The sequence below is a fragment of the Maribacter sp. 1_2014MBL_MicDiv genome (assembly GCF_001865655.1).
Taxonomy (GTDB): Bacteria; Bacteroidota; Bacteroidia; order Flavobacteriales; family Flavobacteriaceae; genus Maribacter; species Maribacter dokdonensis.
On sequence record NZ_CP011318.1, the window covers coordinates 1,285,461 to 1,301,114 of the forward strand.

General features: G+C 33.9%; 19 protein-coding genes and 1 tRNA gene. 11 read left to right on the forward strand and 9 right to left on the reverse strand.

The genetic code is table 11. The features are described 5' to 3' along the window. Window positions 1-73: 73 nt before the first annotated feature. The 3 genes from YQ22_RS05240 (at window position 74) to YQ22_RS05250 (ending at window position 1,258) form a co-directional block, all read left to right on the forward strand. Window positions 74-520 carry a MarR family winged helix-turn-helix transcriptional regulator gene (locus tag YQ22_RS05240; RefSeq protein ID WP_058105173.1) on the forward strand — a complete coding sequence of 149 codons (447 nt, stop codon included), beginning with the start codon at window positions 74-76 and terminating at the stop codon, window positions 518-520. A gap of 104 nt (window positions 521-624) precedes the next feature. Further along, a tRNA-Arg gene (locus tag YQ22_RS05245) sits at window positions 625-698 on the forward strand. Between the two features lie 128 nt (window positions 699-826). Next, entirely contained in the window at window positions 827-1,258 is a 432-nt protein-coding gene (locus YQ22_RS05250; protein ID WP_071340340.1) for a BLUF domain-containing protein, read from the forward strand. A gap of 38 nt (window positions 1,259-1,296) precedes the next feature. Here YQ22_RS05250 and YQ22_RS05255 read toward each other — a convergent pair whose 3' ends face one another. Then, on the reverse strand, window positions 1,297-1,830 hold the full coding sequence (locus YQ22_RS05255) for a hypothetical protein (RefSeq protein WP_071340341.1): 534 nt from the start codon (window positions 1,828-1,830) through the stop codon (window positions 1,297-1,299). A 48-nt stretch (window positions 1,831-1,878) separates the two neighbouring features. Beyond that, a complete protein-coding gene (locus tag YQ22_RS05260; RefSeq protein ID WP_156894534.1) occupies window positions 1,879-2,316 on the reverse strand; it encodes a DUF6789 family protein in 438 nt (145 codons plus the stop codon). Window positions 2,317-2,512: 196 nt separating this feature from the next. Between YQ22_RS05260 and YQ22_RS05265 the strand changes: the two genes are divergently transcribed. From YQ22_RS05265 to YQ22_RS05285, 6 genes are all read left to right on the forward strand, one after another. Then, window positions 2,513-2,773, forward strand: a complete 261-nt coding sequence (locus YQ22_RS05265; RefSeq protein WP_071340343.1) for a SemiSWEET family sugar transporter — start codon at window positions 2,513-2,515, stop codon at window positions 2,771-2,773. Beyond that, on the forward strand, window positions 2,770-3,291 hold the full coding sequence (locus YQ22_RS05270) for a DUF421 domain-containing protein (protein ID WP_058105168.1): 522 nt from the start codon (window positions 2,770-2,772) through the stop codon (window positions 3,289-3,291). Before YQ22_RS05265 ends, YQ22_RS05270 begins: the two co-directional genes overlap by 4 nt. Window positions 3,292-3,535: 244 nt before the next feature. Further along, on the forward strand, window positions 3,536-3,778 hold the full coding sequence (locus YQ22_RS18900; protein ID WP_232231319.1) for a four-helix bundle copper-binding protein: 243 nt from the start codon (window positions 3,536-3,538) through the stop codon (window positions 3,776-3,778). A 21-nt stretch (window positions 3,779-3,799) separates the two neighbouring features. After that, the gene (locus YQ22_RS05275; RefSeq protein WP_071340344.1) at window positions 3,800-4,657 is read left to right on the forward strand and encodes an SDR family oxidoreductase; all 858 of its coding nucleotides are present in this window, start codon (window positions 3,800-3,802) and stop codon (window positions 4,655-4,657) included. Between the two features lie 15 nt (window positions 4,658-4,672). Continuing rightward, on the forward strand, window positions 4,673-5,113 hold the full coding sequence (locus tag YQ22_RS05280) for a response regulator (RefSeq protein ID WP_071340345.1): 441 nt from the start codon (window positions 4,673-4,675) through the stop codon (window positions 5,111-5,113). 188 nt (window positions 5,114-5,301) lie between these two features. Beyond that, complete coding sequence (locus YQ22_RS05285) at window positions 5,302-5,745, forward strand: response regulator (protein WP_071340346.1); 444 nt, start codon at window positions 5,302-5,304, stop codon at window positions 5,743-5,745. Window positions 5,746-5,982: 237 nt separating this feature from the next. Here YQ22_RS05285 and YQ22_RS05290 read toward each other — a convergent pair whose 3' ends face one another. The 7 genes from YQ22_RS05290 to YQ22_RS05315 form a co-directional block, all read right to left on the reverse strand. Further along, the gene (locus tag YQ22_RS05290; RefSeq protein ID WP_071340347.1) at window positions 5,983-6,975 is read right to left on the reverse strand and encodes a helix-turn-helix transcriptional regulator; all 993 of its coding nucleotides are present in this window, start codon (window positions 6,973-6,975) and stop codon (window positions 5,983-5,985) included. Further along, on the reverse strand, window positions 6,966-7,127 hold the full coding sequence (locus YQ22_RS19065; protein WP_156894535.1) for a hypothetical protein: 162 nt from the start codon (window positions 7,125-7,127) through the stop codon (window positions 6,966-6,968). The genes YQ22_RS05290 and YQ22_RS19065 overlap by 10 nt, the downstream gene beginning before the upstream one ends. Before the next feature lie 106 nt (window positions 7,128-7,233). Then, complete coding sequence (locus tag YQ22_RS05295; protein WP_071340348.1) at window positions 7,234-9,165, reverse strand: PAS domain-containing sensor histidine kinase; 1,932 nt, start codon at window positions 9,163-9,165, stop codon at window positions 7,234-7,236. Window positions 9,166-9,296: 131 nt separating this feature from the next. Beyond that, window positions 9,297-9,737, reverse strand: a complete 441-nt coding sequence (locus tag YQ22_RS05300; RefSeq protein ID WP_071342509.1) for a response regulator — start codon at window positions 9,735-9,737, stop codon at window positions 9,297-9,299. A 36-nt stretch (window positions 9,738-9,773) separates the two neighbouring features. Further along, window positions 9,774-10,307: a helix-turn-helix domain-containing protein gene (locus tag YQ22_RS05305; protein WP_058105162.1), complete on the reverse strand. Its 534-nt coding sequence runs from the start codon at window positions 10,305-10,307 to the stop codon at window positions 9,774-9,776. Between the two features lie 182 nt (window positions 10,308-10,489). Next, entirely contained in the window at window positions 10,490-12,289 is a 1,800-nt protein-coding gene (locus tag YQ22_RS05310) for an alpha-amylase family glycosyl hydrolase (RefSeq protein WP_071340349.1), read from the reverse strand. 129 nt (window positions 12,290-12,418) lie between these two features. Further along, window positions 12,419-14,071 (reverse strand): PAS domain-containing sensor histidine kinase, encoded by a 1,653-nt coding sequence (locus tag YQ22_RS05315; RefSeq protein WP_071340350.1) that lies wholly within the window; start codon window positions 14,069-14,071, stop codon window positions 12,419-12,421. A gap of 354 nt (window positions 14,072-14,425) precedes the next feature. Here YQ22_RS05315 and YQ22_RS05320 point away from each other — a divergent pair, with 354 nt between their 5' ends. Both YQ22_RS05320 and YQ22_RS05325 read left to right on the forward strand, forming a co-directional pair. Further along, complete coding sequence (locus tag YQ22_RS05320; RefSeq protein WP_071340351.1) at window positions 14,426-15,286, forward strand: sigma-70 family RNA polymerase sigma factor; 861 nt, start codon at window positions 14,426-14,428, stop codon at window positions 15,284-15,286. Between the two features lie 139 nt (window positions 15,287-15,425). After that, window positions 15,426-15,617 (forward strand): hypothetical protein, encoded by a 192-nt coding sequence (locus YQ22_RS05325; RefSeq protein ID WP_071340352.1) that lies wholly within the window; start codon window positions 15,426-15,428, stop codon window positions 15,615-15,617. Window positions 15,618-15,654 lie beyond the last annotated feature (37 nt).

The following is a 15,654-nucleotide window of genomic DNA, read 5'->3' on the forward strand; positions in this document are numbered from 1 at the left end:
TTTTTAATTTTGTTGCATTAACAACAATTTTAACGATAAACTCCTGTATTTTTGGAAGAATAACTTTGAGATTATGGACAGGACGGAGGGCTTCGGCGTTTACATTGATCGTACTTTAAAAAAAGTACAGAGCACTTTTTTACAGGTATTTGCAGAAAACAACATTGATCTTACTATTGAACAATGGGTGATCTTGCAGCGTGTACATTTAGAAGGAAAAGACGCTTCGCAAGCTGACATTGCCAAATCTAACTTTAGAAATAGGGCTACAACCTCTAGGGTAATCAGTGGATTATGCAAAAAAGGGTTGCTACGTAAATCAAGATTCAGGGATGATCAAAAAAGATATAAATTGGTCATCACAGAAGAAGGTTCTGCTCTAATAAAACAAGTAATGCCCTTTATACTTGATTTAAGAAAAGTTAGTACCCTGGGAATCACTGAAGAAGAATTCGAAATTTTCTACAAAGTACTTGACCAATTATGGGAAAATTTTGATCAATACGAAGGTCGTTCATAGTCATATTCCAGTCGATAAAAGAAATAATTAAATTTTTATTGATTTTGGTTTTACCAGTCTATAAAAATCACTAAGTTTGCACCCACATTTGAAAAAATGGTGTCGGTCGCATAGCTCAGCTGGATAGAGCATCTGCCTTCTAAGCAGACGGTCGGAGGTTCGAATCCTCCTGCGATCACTCTGAAGCCCCTTTTTAGGGGCTTTTTTGTTTAAATAACTTATTCAAGTCGTTCTATTTTTTTCACAAACCCAATAATCTTAAGGTTTTTATTATTTTTGAGATACTAAGACCATCACCAAACTACCATGTATACACTTACCTACGAATCTACTGCCGTTAATATTATGACCAGTTCAGAAATGGAGTCTTTGCTTGAGGAAGCACGTACACATAACAAGAGTAAAGATATTACCGGTTGCCTTATCTATTATAAAGGAAAATTTGTTCAACTTTTGGAAGGGGACAAAAAGGAGGTGCAAGAACTCTATGATAGAATAAAAAAAGACCCACGCCATAAAGAGGTTACCTTATTTTCAGAGGATAAAATTATCAAAAGAACTTTCCCTAATTGGGGCATGGCTTACTACCCTATGGATGAGGAGCACACCAACCAATATGAACTTGAACAGTTTAAAAGAAACTTAATTTTACTTTCCGATCTTGTTGAACCTACTAATTTGACAGCAAAGCAATTTTGGAAAAAGATAAAGACAATGATTGCAGAATCGCCCATGTAATTTACTCAATTCTATATCATTTTATTATCTAACAGTAATTAATCATCATCTTCATTCTTTATAAGTGGATGATCCGTTCTGCCTAAACCAATTATCTTTATAATATTGATTATCGTATTATACAACATTAATACCACTACGATCAAGGCAGAACTTAATATTGCGCTTACACCGATAGTAATGTAATATATAGCATCAAAATAATTTTCCGGAATATTTTCACTTTCGGTGACAGGTAGATTAAATACCAAAAAGAACAACAAAGAGGCTATAAAAATTGCCGTATCCAGCTTTGCAATTTGCATAATGTGCAAGTAATGATCATTCTTCAGTTTAGAATTTGTCCCTGAGCTCACCCCTAAAAGGGTTAACATTAACGCCAATATGGTTGCCGATGCTAGCACTATGGTATTACATAAAGTATTTAATCCCGTAAGGCTAGACTTTATTAAAACTTTAGCTTCATAACCGCTTAAATTTCCAAGCATAAAAGTTCCTAATCCAATAAACCCTAATGAAATCAAGCCGCCTATAATTGCGCGCTTTGTATAAAGTGAAATATCTATACTCATATTACATAAACAAATTAATACTGATTAGATTTTTTTATAAGTTTCCCATTAAAACCTTGCGAATACCCATGAAACTGTAATACCGAAAATCATATGTGCAAGGATCAATTGCAAAAAGAAGTATGTCCAATTAATTTTTGGCGGGTTACTGTGATTACTAATTATCATTGACCACCCGGCAACACCTATGACCCCAAGTGCCAATCCAAAAATCAATCCTGTCCAAATGACAATATCTTTATTGAAGTGGAAGTAATAGACGTACATAATGGCAGCCATACTAATGCCTATTAAAAAATGAATTAACCAGCCTAAGTAATAATTATTATCCACTTTTCCTTTGAAGGTCTTAGAAAGATCAATAAGCTGATTTAATAAATGTGCCTCATTAAATTTATGACCGCTTAACAATTCAACCAAGTGGCTAAAACCTGTCATAATCGTAGTTCCTAAAATGCCAGCGCAAAATATAAGTAACAATTCCATTGCTGTTTTTATTTCATTAAACTAATCCAAGCATTAAATTAAATAATAATTGGTGCTTACCACTATCTATATTTTTTTGAACCAACATTTACTTGTAATGAATTACTTTTTGGAGCTTAACGCCAGTACCTTCAATGTTGTTAAATGCATATCATAGCAGTTATGCATTCTAAATAATCAACTACTATTAAATAACATGGAAGAAATCATTGGAATTTTTGCCGGCATCTTTACCACCATTGCGGCAGTTCCACAAATTTACAGAGCTTGGAAAACAAAAAAGGTAGATGATGTCTCCCCTAAAATGTTTTTTATCTTAATTCTAGGGGTATTACTCTGGACAGTATATGGTGTTATGAAACAAGATGCTCCAATTATTATTACAAACGGTATTTCAACACTATTGAACATCACCATGTTCATTCTCATATTTAAATATAGAAAACTGGAAAAATGAAAGAATTATTTAACACTTCTTGGGAAACCGTAATGTTAATTTCAATCAGTGCATGTGGTATATATTTAGCAATTATTGTTTTTACACGCATTACCGGAAAACGAAGTTTTTCTAAAATGTCAAGTTTTGATTTTGCAATGACCGTTGCCGTTGGATCAATTATTGCTACTACAATCCTATCTTCTTCTGTAAAAATGATCGAGGGTATAGTAGGTTTGGCAATGGTATATCTTTTACAAATAAGCATTGCATTTGCCAGAAGAAATAAAACTATACAGAATTTGGTAGATAATTCACCTTTATTACTCATGGACGGGGAGAAAATTATTGAATCCAATTTAAGAAAAGCCAGAGTTACAGAGAGTGATTTACGTTCAAAATTGAGAGAAGCCAATGTAACTGAACTCAGTCAAATTAAAGCGGTTATTTTTGAAACTACGGGAGACATTTCAGTTCTACATAAAAAAGATGATGCTCCTTTAGATTTATGGATTATGAAAGATGTGAAAAGAGAATAGCACCTTTCTCATACTTACACCATTACAATTTAGTCCTAATTTGTGTCTTATTGCTATCATTATTTATCCATATGCTATACCGCACAATTTCCAATTAAAAGAGCAAATCAATTAAGTGCTCAAATTTTAATTTCAAGTAAGAAATTACAACATATTAAAATCTAACAAGATGAAAATAGCATATAAAAGTTGCATAGAAGCCTGTAAAAAATGCTTTATCGATTGCCAAAACTGCATAGTTAACATGGCTGGTAAAGAAAGTATGAATGAGTGTCCAAATTGCTGTATTCAGTGTGTAGATACTTGCCTTAGCACCATTAAAATATTAATGGCAGATAGTCCTTTTTCTTCAAAACAAGCAGCGCTTTGCGCTGAAATTTGCGAATGGTGCGCAGAACAATGCCAACAACATGACCATGAGCATTGTCAATTGTGCGCAGAATCTTGCTTGGCATGTGCCAAAGAATGTAGAAAACTTGCAGCCTAATACGTATTTAAAACTAAGAACATGGAAAATATAACGATAGATAAAAATCAAGAACAGGCAAAACAACCTGGTAATGAATTCAAAATGAATCCTGAGCCACTTACCATACGTGAAAGCTACACAGGCAGTGATAAATTAAAAAACAAAGTTGCACTGCTTACAGGTGGAGATAGTGGTATAGGTAAAAGCGTAGCGGTACATTTTGCAAGGGAGGGCGCAAAAATTGCCATCATTTACCTAAACGAGGAAAAAGATGCACTACAAACTAAAATTGAAATTGAAAATGAAGGTGGAGAGTGTCTTTTGATCAAAGGAGACGTTAAAAATGTACAGTTTTGCAAAGATGCTATTGATAAGACCATTTCTAATTTTGGAACCTTAAACTGTGTTATCAATAATGCGGCCATGCAATTCCCTACCGAGCATATTGAGGATATCAAAATAGAGAATTTGCATACCACTTTTGAAACCAACATCTACCCTTATTTTTATATTGTCATGGCTGCCATGAAACATTTAAAATCTGGTGATACCATTATCAATACGACATCTGTTACTGCATATAGAGGGTCTGAGCACTTAATAGATTATGCCAGTACAAAAGGAGCAATTGTTTCATTTACCAGAAGCTTGTCAAAATCACTTGCAGAGAAAGGAATTCGTGTAAATGCTGTAGCCCCCGGACCTATTTGGACTCCTTTGATACCAGCTACTTTTGATGGTGAAAAACTAGAGAAATTTGGTAAAGATGTGCCGTTGGGTAGACCTGGCCAACCTGCCGAAGTAGCTCCAGCCTATGTGTATTTAGCCAGTGAAGACAGTAGCTATATGACAGGACAAGTATTACATATAAATGGTGGTGAAGTAATTGGCGGATAATTAATTGTATACATAATGATCAAAGATGAAATGTTCCATATTTATATGGCAGAAGATGATATGGAAGATCAACAAATATTTAGAGATGCTATAGCTAGTTTGCAAGAAAATATAAATATTACCATGTTCTCAAATGGGTTAGATTTACTAAATGAATTGCAAACTAAAACTCTAAAGCCAAATGTTATTTTTCTGGATCTTTTTATGCCTCGAATGAATGGAGAGGAAAGTTTGACCGAAATTAGAAAGAGTACTGCCCTTGATGATATTCCGGTAGTTATATTTTCTAATCTGTACGATATTGACCGTATTTCAAATTTGTTCCAAAATGGTGCAAATAGATATCTCCATAAGCCTAATTCATTTAAAACGCTAACATTTGCTTTAAAGAGAACTATAGAATCTATTAAAAACAACACTTTAGGGGGTACGGCGATAATAAACTATGTAGAATAATGGTTACATAGTAGGATGATTCATTTTTTTTGACTCAAAAGGATCAATAAACTTTTAGGTATTGAGTTATTTTTAAAATCAATCGCATTATTGCACAACAAAGCCAAAAGCTAACTTGCAATTGAATTATCAGCACATATAGTGCATATTCAACCAAATAATTTTAGAGTACAAATTATTTACCGAACATGAGCAAACCAATTTTAAATGTTTTCCTGGCAGATGATGACAGTGATGACAGAACATTCTTTTCTGACGCTTTGCGTGAAATACCGATACAAACCAAGATTTCGGAATTTAACAATGGTGTTGATTTAATGGCAGAACTACTATCTGATACAGCAGCACAGCCAGATGTAATATTTTTAGATTTAAAAATGCCCATGATGGATGGTTTTGAATGCTTGGCCGATATTAGAGATTTAGAAAAATTTACTGATATACCGGTAATTATTTACTCTACCTCTTACCATCCTAAAGAAATTGACAGATTAGAGGAAATGGGGGCTTCATTATACCTACAGAAACCCTCATCTTATAATCAATTAAAAACACTTTTACACAAATGCCTTCGATATGTTAAAAACACTGAGGGCAATATTATCGACAAGGAATTTGTAATCTCTATCTAATTCCCCTATTCATATTACCCTCCTCCTTTAAATTATATCTGAACACTTTTATATTTAATTATTAGTTTTTTTATTAATTATTACACTAAACCAGTAATACCTAGATAGCACTTATCTGGCAAATAATTATTTTATAAAGCCAGATTTCGATTTTTGATACCACGTAATACTTCAGATTTTTCCAAAATAAAAAAGCCAGCTCATAGAGCTGGCTTTTTTATTTTTATATCGTTCCTCTTATGCAGAAAGAGATACGTTTCTAATATTCATTAAGTAAGCTTTTGGCGTACAATTAAATTTGTTTCTAAATATTTTAGAAAAATAACTTCTACTGGTAAATCCTATTGAATATACTATTTCAGAAATATTCATATCAGAAGTCTGAATTAGCTCTTCCGCTAAAATTAAACGTTCGTTTCTGATAAAATTAGTCACCGTGGTACCTTCCATCACTTTAAAACCTTCTTGAAGTTTTGTTGGCGAAAGACCGTATTCTTTACTTAAATCTGTAACGGTATAAGGGTACTCTGGCTTTCTCTTAATTGCATTAACTGCTTCCTCTATTCTTAAAAGCTCTTTTTTGGTCAACATTGAAGATACTTGCCCATCATTCTCCATATCTTGCTTACAATGTAAAATCTCTAACGCAAGGGTAAAATTCACTATTCCTTCAATAAGTAGCTTTCTTACCAAGCCTACCTGCGTAATAGCTCTAATCTGCAATAATTGTTCTTTAATCTTTAAATTAAAAGTACCTATATGTGGTTCTCCATCTTCATTTAGAAAAGTTGCGAATAATTGATCATAAAGTTCTTGATGGTTATTATTATCTATTGCACTACCATCTTGAGTAACCTTAATAATAGATAAATTGGATTTTGAAGCTCCTCTCAACTTAATATTTATTGTATCGTTAGATCCACCTACTACAACGGTTTGCAGAGCCTCAACTTTTTGAGAATCGCTACCTTTTGTAAATCTAAAATTACCTTCTAAACAGTAAACGAAATATAAACTACGGTTTTCATCAAGCTTTAAATCAAAATTAAAATCTTGATTTAAATCCATGTCATATTCAGTATAAGATATACCTGATCCTAATGAGACTGTTTGTATTCTACCTGTTCCCTTATCATTATCGTATTGAAGAATACGATCGCCTTGAAAGCTAGAAATACTTCCACCTAACACATTGTTGAAATAACTTAATTGATTATGAACTATTTGCATGATAAATTGTTTTGAAGGTTATTATTTAACGCAGCCTCTTGTGCCTCAAAAGCATTTGATGAATCAGGAGTGCTACCTTTTACATTTGACGTTTGGTCATAAGAACTTTTTCGTCTTACGTTACCTACTCTAGCATATTGAAGATTATTCATAGGGACTTGCATTTCTTGTTGTTACAAAGATGCAGCCAAAGAAGTGTAAATGTGTTACATGATTTTTAGAAGCTGTTACACAATTTTAAGAAAGGCGAATTATGAACTATAACAAGGTAGGTAAGTAAACAGTAAATTCTGCACCTTTATTGATTTCCCCTTCGGCATGTATTACACCATTATGGGATTGAACAATTTTTTTACAAATAGACAACCCTAAACCTGTACCGGTAAATTCGGTTTTTCCGTGTAGTCTCTGAAAAATCTCGAATATTTTTTCTTGATACTTTTTCTCAAAGCCTATACCATTATCAATGAACTGTAATTTTACATAATTGATATTAGGCAGCAAAGTTTCTAAACTATCATTTTTGCCATTAATAACACTGCTTACAATCTTAATTTGAGGTTGAACCCCTTCCCTTATATACTTTAAAGAATTACCAATAAGATTGGCAAATAGCTGTTCTAATTGAAACTGAATGCCGTTGACCACCGGTAAATTTTGAGTAACAATTTCCGCATTCAACTCATTTATACGTTCACCAAGGTCTTCAAGTACGTTGTTAAGAACATCGTTAAGATCTACCCTTTTTGGCTGCTCATTAACCTCATCAATTTTTGAATATGAGAGAAGATTACTTATCAAATTTCGCATTCGATCAGATGAGTATTTTATTTTATCCAAATATCCCTGCGAACGACTATTTAAACGACCTTCTTCTTCATCATGCAAACGACTAGCGAACATTTGTATTTTACGCAAAGGTTCTTGCAAATCATGACTGGCCACTCTATTAAAAGCTTCTAGATCAGCATTGGTTCTCTTCAGTTCTGCATTTTTAATCTGTAAAACGGATTCTTCCTCTATTTGATTGGTAACATCTCTTATAACGCCTACCATATACCAATTACCTTCTTTTTGGTAACACTCGCCAATGGTGTTCATATACTTAAGTTTATTAGACTTCGTATACACCCGAAACACTTGATCTGTCTTCGATTTTTTTCTTTTAGCCTCTTTAAAACTTGTCTTAACCTTTTCTATATCATTAGGGTGCAGAAAGGTCAATAAACGATCAAACTGATTGTCAAACTCGTTAGGTTCATAGCCAAATAACCGGTACACATTATCCGAGTACTTAATCTGTTCTTTCTCTAAATTCCAACGAAAACTACCAATATTAGCCACATGTTCAGCCTCTGACAATAATCTATTTTGTATGAAAAGTTCATTCTCATATTTCTTTTCTTTGGTAACATCTTTGGAAAATAAAATGAGACCATCGTTCATTTTGACAGCTCTAGTACTTAACCAAAATGATTCTTCCTTAAATATGAACTCCCTGGTATATTCTTTATTCTCTCCCGTAGCATAGCAGGTTTTCAATATTTCCATTACTCCGTTTTCTGAATTCTTTGGATAATATTCTAAAATACTCAACCCTACTATTTTATCGGCTTCTTCATTGGTAATTTCATCCATTCGATTATTTAAATAATCGATTCTAAAATCTTTAACCTCACCGTTATCATTGAAAATAGGCTTTAAATAGCATATAATACTATCATTACTATCTAAAACACGAACACCAAATAGATTGGAAATTTCCAATTCATGCGTTCTAGATTGTTTAGTACCTAATGGTAATTTAGACTCAGCATCGGTAATATAACTTGGTTCCAACTCAGCAAGGGTAATCAAAAGTCCATTGTTAAGGCACTTTGCATCTACACGGTAATTAAAAACCCCGTCATCTTTTTTAATAGATATATGTGTAGTATTTGGTTCTTTGGTGGTAAGTACCTTATCGGCAAGAGTTAGTATTCCATCAACATTGGAAAGTTCCCCAAAATTTAGGCCAGTAACTACTTCGGTTGTTTTGTCAAAAAAGTCAAGGGCTTTTTGGTTGGCATACTTTAAAGTATATGCTGAACTTTTTGAAGTTACATCGGTTTCTGGTTCAATATATAGCAGTGCAGTGTTGAACCCGTCAACAATATCCTCAAAAAAACTGCCTACCATATTATTCACCATTATCTCCTACTATTTTTTATTTTAAGTTAATACACTACGAAGTAACCGTTTATATTATGATTTGACTAGTGCTAAAACAAAAAAAGTTGCTCCTAATGAAACAACTTTTACCTATAAGACCTATTGAAAATTTAAATTTTCAATAAAAAATTCTCTTTCTTAAAATCATTTAGGTGGTATGCCCAATTCATTTTAACCACTTGTTTCAATGACTTTTTAAGCTCGTTGAAACTAGAAGGTTTTTTTATGTAAATGTTTGCCCCTTTTTCAAAGGTCTCCTCAATATCTCTTTCTGCAGAAGAGGTAGAATAAATAGCCACCAACAAATCTTTAAGATGTGGTGTATTTCTAATGGCTTCTAAACACTCAAACCCATTCATTATAGGCATGTTCAAATCTAAAAACACCAAATCTGGAGTATTCTTCGTATCACTAAGCAAAAACTCCATACAGCTTTTTCCATTTTCCAATTGGTGCAAATCTGTATTAAGCTCTATTCCTTCTAACGCATCAGCAAAAAACTGTCTGTCGTCTTCGTCGTCATCTACAAGGAGTATCTTTAATTTATCCATTTCACTTTTCATGTATTGAAAGAAGAACCATTCTTCTTACTTTTTTCTAAACTTCAAGTATTGGGTAATTGTCAACCCCGTTACTTTTTTGAACTGATTCGATAAATGAGGTACACTACTAAAATTCAAGTCATGCGCAATTTCGCCCAAACTTGCATTTTCTAAAAGCACTAACTCCTTCACTTTTTCAATGCGCACTAAGATATAAAAATTCTCAATTGAGGTGAATGTTTTACTAGAAAACAAGTTTGAAAGATATGGATAACTAAAACCCAACTGATTAGAAAGTAATTCTGATATTTTTACGTTTCTAATATCCCCATCATACACCATTTTCTTAATGTATATCTTGATTTCCTCAACGATATCCCTATTCTCCTTTGTTTGGATTTTTATTCCAAAACCTTTAAGCTCTTTAGAAATTGACTCAAGCTTTTCATTGCTTAAATCTTCAGGTAGCTTAATAGTACCGTCTTCCAAAATTTCAAAATCAATCCCCGCTGCAACCATTGTTTTACGAAATACTTCACTAACCATTTTTTCAGGGTCGACTATGAAACTATATTCCATTTAAAAACAGTAATTATTTCGCAACAGTTTAAGTTGTAAAAGTATTATTTATATAAAACTTAATATAACAAAATACAATAAATATTGACCACTATTAAGTCCATTGCAAATTATTACTAATTTTGTAAGATTTAAGCTACATTGTTTATAGTGTCAGAAGAAATTAATTAAACACATGTTTGCTATTTCATTGTATAAATTAATGCTCCATATGCAGGTATATTCATTTTTCCAGTGAAATGTTTGGCGTCTGTGACTTTATCTACAAATTCTACATCGGCAACTTCCATATTAGAAAATGCATTATCATAGATTTCACTCCCTGCATTGATTTTTAACATAAATGGTTGGTTCTCATTTAACCCAATACCATAGTCCTTATATTCTTGATTGCTGAAATTCAAAATAACCAATACCGGTTCTGTAGGGTCATTGGCATCAAAACGTTTGTAAGCTAAAATTTTGGTTTCGTTATTAACATGAAGAAACTCAATATGCTGGCTTCTTAGCCCTTTGCCTCCTGGCATTTCTCCAGTTCTCAAATGAATAATATCACTGATTAAAGTTTCTATTCCTTCATGTTTTTCAAATTTTCCCCAGTCTAAGGCTTCGGTGTCTTTAAAATATTCATCCTCGATAAACTCTTGTCCTTGAAAAAGCATGGGTATACCAGGTGCGGTCAGCGTTAATACCATTCCCAATATGGCTCTTTTCTTGGCAAAATCGCTCTCTGCATCGCCTGGCTGAATTTCTTCTGGCACCCTTGCCTTACCATTGGCTACCTCATCATGAGATTCTGTATAAACTACGCGGCTAAAGGCATCGTTACTGTACTTAAAACTTAGAGCTCCTACGATTTTTTCCAAATCCCTACCATCATCATGGGTATCTTCAATAACTTCCCTTACCGGATGCACAAAATTCATATCCCATTGTGAGCCATACATTAACCCACCATATTCTACGGCATCCGTCACCCTACTATCACCTTTCAAATCTTCTGCTATGGTCAAAACGTCAGGGTATTTCTCCCTAATCTCCATATTAATGTCACGCATTAATATATTCCCTTCTTCTATTTCTGTATCATACCCCAATCCGCCACCTTCATAACGTATGTAAGAAGTAGCGTCCATTCGCAGCCCATCACAATGGTATTTCTCTATCCACATCAACGCATTATCTCGCAAATATTGGCGCACTTCTTCTCTACCATAATCTGGTCTGGTGTCTCCCCATGGTGTATCGCTTCTGTGGTCATTGTAAAAGTAAATTCCACCCTTATCATTTTCGCTCCAACCATCAAACTGCCACAGATCTACATCTGAAGGACCAAAGTGATTGTACACTACATCCATAATTACCGCAATTCCTTTTTTATGCGCCTCATTCACAAGTTTAGCAAAACCATCTGGTCCACCATAATCTTGTTCAATAGCAAATGGATGAGCCGGATTGTACCCCCAAGATATTCCACCTGCAAATTCAGACACAGGCAATAGTTCTATACAATTAATCCCCAAACCTTTTAAATAATCCAACTTTTCAACAACATCATCAAAAGTACCTACGGCATCTGGTGACGCCCTGTTAAAAGTACCAACATGCAGTTCATAAATCACCAATTTATTCCAACTTGGCATTTTAAAATCGGTATCTTCCCATTGAAAATCTAAAGACCTTATCACAGAATTTCCATTACTGTTCGTTACCTCATAGGCATAGGGATCATTTCTTGACAATAAGTTGCCGTTGTACTCAATAAAATATTTGTATTCATCACCAGGTGATGCTATATCTGTGACCATTGACCAATAACCATTCTCCTCTAATTCAAGGGAAAGTTCTCTTTTAGACCAATTGTTAAAGCTACCTGCCACAAAAACTTTGTCTGCATTAGGCGCCCATACTCTAAAGGTTACAGTACCATCATCTATGATAGCACCCATACCTGCCGATTTTGTAATAGAAGTCGTGTTCATAAGTCAAAAATAGACTTCAATTTTGGCTTGTAATACCCTTAAAGCTTGATGCTTTAACTCAAAAAAATAAATTTTGAATAACCGCTAAATGAAATATTATGGAGTTGAATAATATTCTAAAATATATGTTTATTGCTGCTTAGGAATAACTACAGTAAAAACGGAACCTTTGTTTAATTCGCTAGATGCGCTGATGTTCCCATAATGGTTCTGTACAATCTTTTTAACGATTGCCAAACCAATACCGGTACCCACATATTCTTGTTTGGTATGCAAGCGCTGAAAGACTTCGAATATTTTCTTAGAGAAATGCTCTTCAAAACCAATACCATTATCGGTAATGGTAATTTTCACATACTCCTTACCTTCCAATAAATTATCATCAATAATCTGTGCATTGCTTATAGTTTCCGTATCAATGGTAATAATAGGTGCAGTGTCATGCTTTACATATTTCAATGAATTAGACAATAAATTATAGACCAACTGTCTAAATTGAAATGGCACTACCTCCAATTCTGAAGAATTCAGTAAAGTAATTTTTCCGTTCTTTTTCTGAAGCTCTTCCCCTAAATCACTTTTTACGTCTTCTACCAGATTCTCCAGTTCAATTTTTTCAAATACCCGTTGCTCAGTATCTGCCCGTGAGTAGGATAATAGATCATTAATAAGAGATTGCATTCTAAAAGCTGCGGACTGTATTTTTTTGAATTTTGTCTTACCGGAATCAGACAGTTTATCAAATTCTTTATCGAGTAAAATTTCCGTAAACATTTGAATCTTACGTAATGGTTCTTGCAAATCATGACTAGAAATATAGGCAAAGGACTGCAGTTCTTTGTTCATGGCTTCTAACTTAATATTGCTATCCGCCAATTCCTTGGTACGGTTCTCCACTTCCAATTTCAACTCATCTGCAAATGATTTTTGCTTATCAATGCTCATGGCCGTACCCACAAAACCTACCATCTCTTCCTTTTCATATTTTGGAACTCCTAGCACTTTGAACCATTCATATTTACCGGTTGCATGTCTTTTGACCCTATACTCCAAGGCAAACTCGGTTTTATTCTCTACTGCATGTCCAAACCCGGCATAGATCAGATCCAAATCATCTGGGTGAACTACATCTACCCAAACCTGTCCCGTAAAATCTTCTTCCTTTTCTATACCAACATAGTCCAATAACGCACGGTTGGCATATTGTATATTTATTACCTTATCAGTTACCCAAATCCATACTGGCGAAAGATTTGCCAGTTCCCTGAACCTTCTTTCACTCTCCTTTAATCTTCTTTCTGCAAGTACTGTTTCTGTTGTATCTGTTACAATGACCAAAACCCCAGATACATCACCTTCTTCATCTTTTACCGGGCTATAACTAAATGTCCAATAAACGTCTTCTATTCTACCGTTTCTAAAAATAGGTATCAACAAATTTTCTCTCCAAATAGATTCGCCCTTATCTGTAACAACTTTTAACATTGGTTCAACTTCTTCCCAAACTTCATTCCAAGCCTCTTTTCCATTTAGTCCTAAAATTCTTGGATGTTTACCATCGTTACCTAAAATTGGCCTATAGGCATCATTGTAAAAACTTTTTAAAGTCTTTCCCCAAAACAATAACATAGGAAAGGGTGAATTCAGTAGAATGTTTATGGTTGTTCTTAAACTCTGCGGCCAGCCATCAGGAGGTCCGAAAGGTGTTAGTGACCAATCTTTTTCTCGCATCAACCTACCCATTTCACCACCATCATCAAGAAAATGAAATTTTTTGTTCATAAGGCTTGCAAATAGAAGTTTCTAAAATTATGGTTATTGTACTCTTTATGTAAAAGCATTATAAGATTAGCTAAATTAAACTAGCTATTACAAATTAAATAATTTATTGAAGAAAGTCTTAACTCAATAAAATAGAATTGCTCTTTATTAAGACCTTGAGGAGTGATTGCAACAATGTGACTTTTCCATTCCATTTTATAAAAAACCTTAAAATTGAAAATGTTAGAAAATCAGCAATTTTGACTCAAAAACAAGCAAAAAACCCTTTAAAATAGTCAAAAAAATCATAAAACAAGTCAATTTCTTGCATTTTAACTGAATTTTACTATGTTACTGTTTAACTAAAGTTATTCTATGCGACAATTAAAGATCACAAAACAAATTACGAACCGAGATGCCAAATCATTAGAAAAATATTTTCAAGAAATCAGTAAGATAGATTTAATTACTGCCGACGAGGAAGTAGAGCTGGCGCGAAAAATTCGTGAGGGTGATCAAAAAGCATTGGACAAGCTAGTGAGCGCCAATTTAAGGTTCGTAGTATCTGCCGCCAAGCAATATCAAAATAGAGGCCTACGCCTTACAGACCTTATTAACGAAGGCAATTTAGGCTTGGTAAAGGCTGCAAAACGTTTTGACGAGACTAGAGGATTTAAGTTTATCTCATATGCGGTTTGGTGGATCCGCCAGTCTATTTTACAAGCACTTTCCAAGAATTCACGCATGATACGTTTACCTCAAAACAAAATAGCGGTTAGTTCTAAAATTTATCAGGTGTATTCAACCTTGGAGCAAGAAAATGAAAGACCTCCAAGTGCTACGGAAATTGCAAAAGAATTGGATATGAGCGTTTCTAAAGTTAAGAGCTCTTTGAAAAACTCCGCAAAATCCATTTCACTTGATGCTCCTTTTAAAGAAGGTGAATCCTCATCCCTATACAACGTATTAGAGTCTACATCCCTGGAAAGACCGGACAAAGATGTTATGGCAGAGTCGTTGGAAACAGACATCAATCAAGTTTTGCAAAAAATTCCAGAAAGACAGGGCGATGTTTTACGCCTGTTCTTTGGCCTAGGGAACCAACCTGCTATGAGTTTGGTTGAAATAGGCGAAGTATTTGATGTTACCAGGGAACGAGTTCGCCAAATCAAAGACAAGGGTATTAAATCTTTACGCCGAGCCTCTAACACAGAAGTATTAAGAGCCTACCTGTAAACCAAAGCTACATAATTAGCTAATCACCTTATACACAAACTATTATTAACACCCCTTAAAAATAGTATAACATAAGCTTAACACCTCTAATTTGTAGTTGGTGATGCTTATGTTATGTTACTGTTTTAAAAAAGAATACATGAAATTAATCTACATCAAAAGAGAAAGTAATATCAAAGAATTATACAGAACACGCACCGGACTTATGAAATCGAAAGTGACATCGATCACCAAATATTTTATGGGAGTACCTATAAAAACCATTCACTCATACAAACAAATTTATCAAGGGCGTAAAAATAATGCCATTGAAAAAATGCTATTTATATAATCACATTATCACACAAATATTATCCAATAAATTAAAC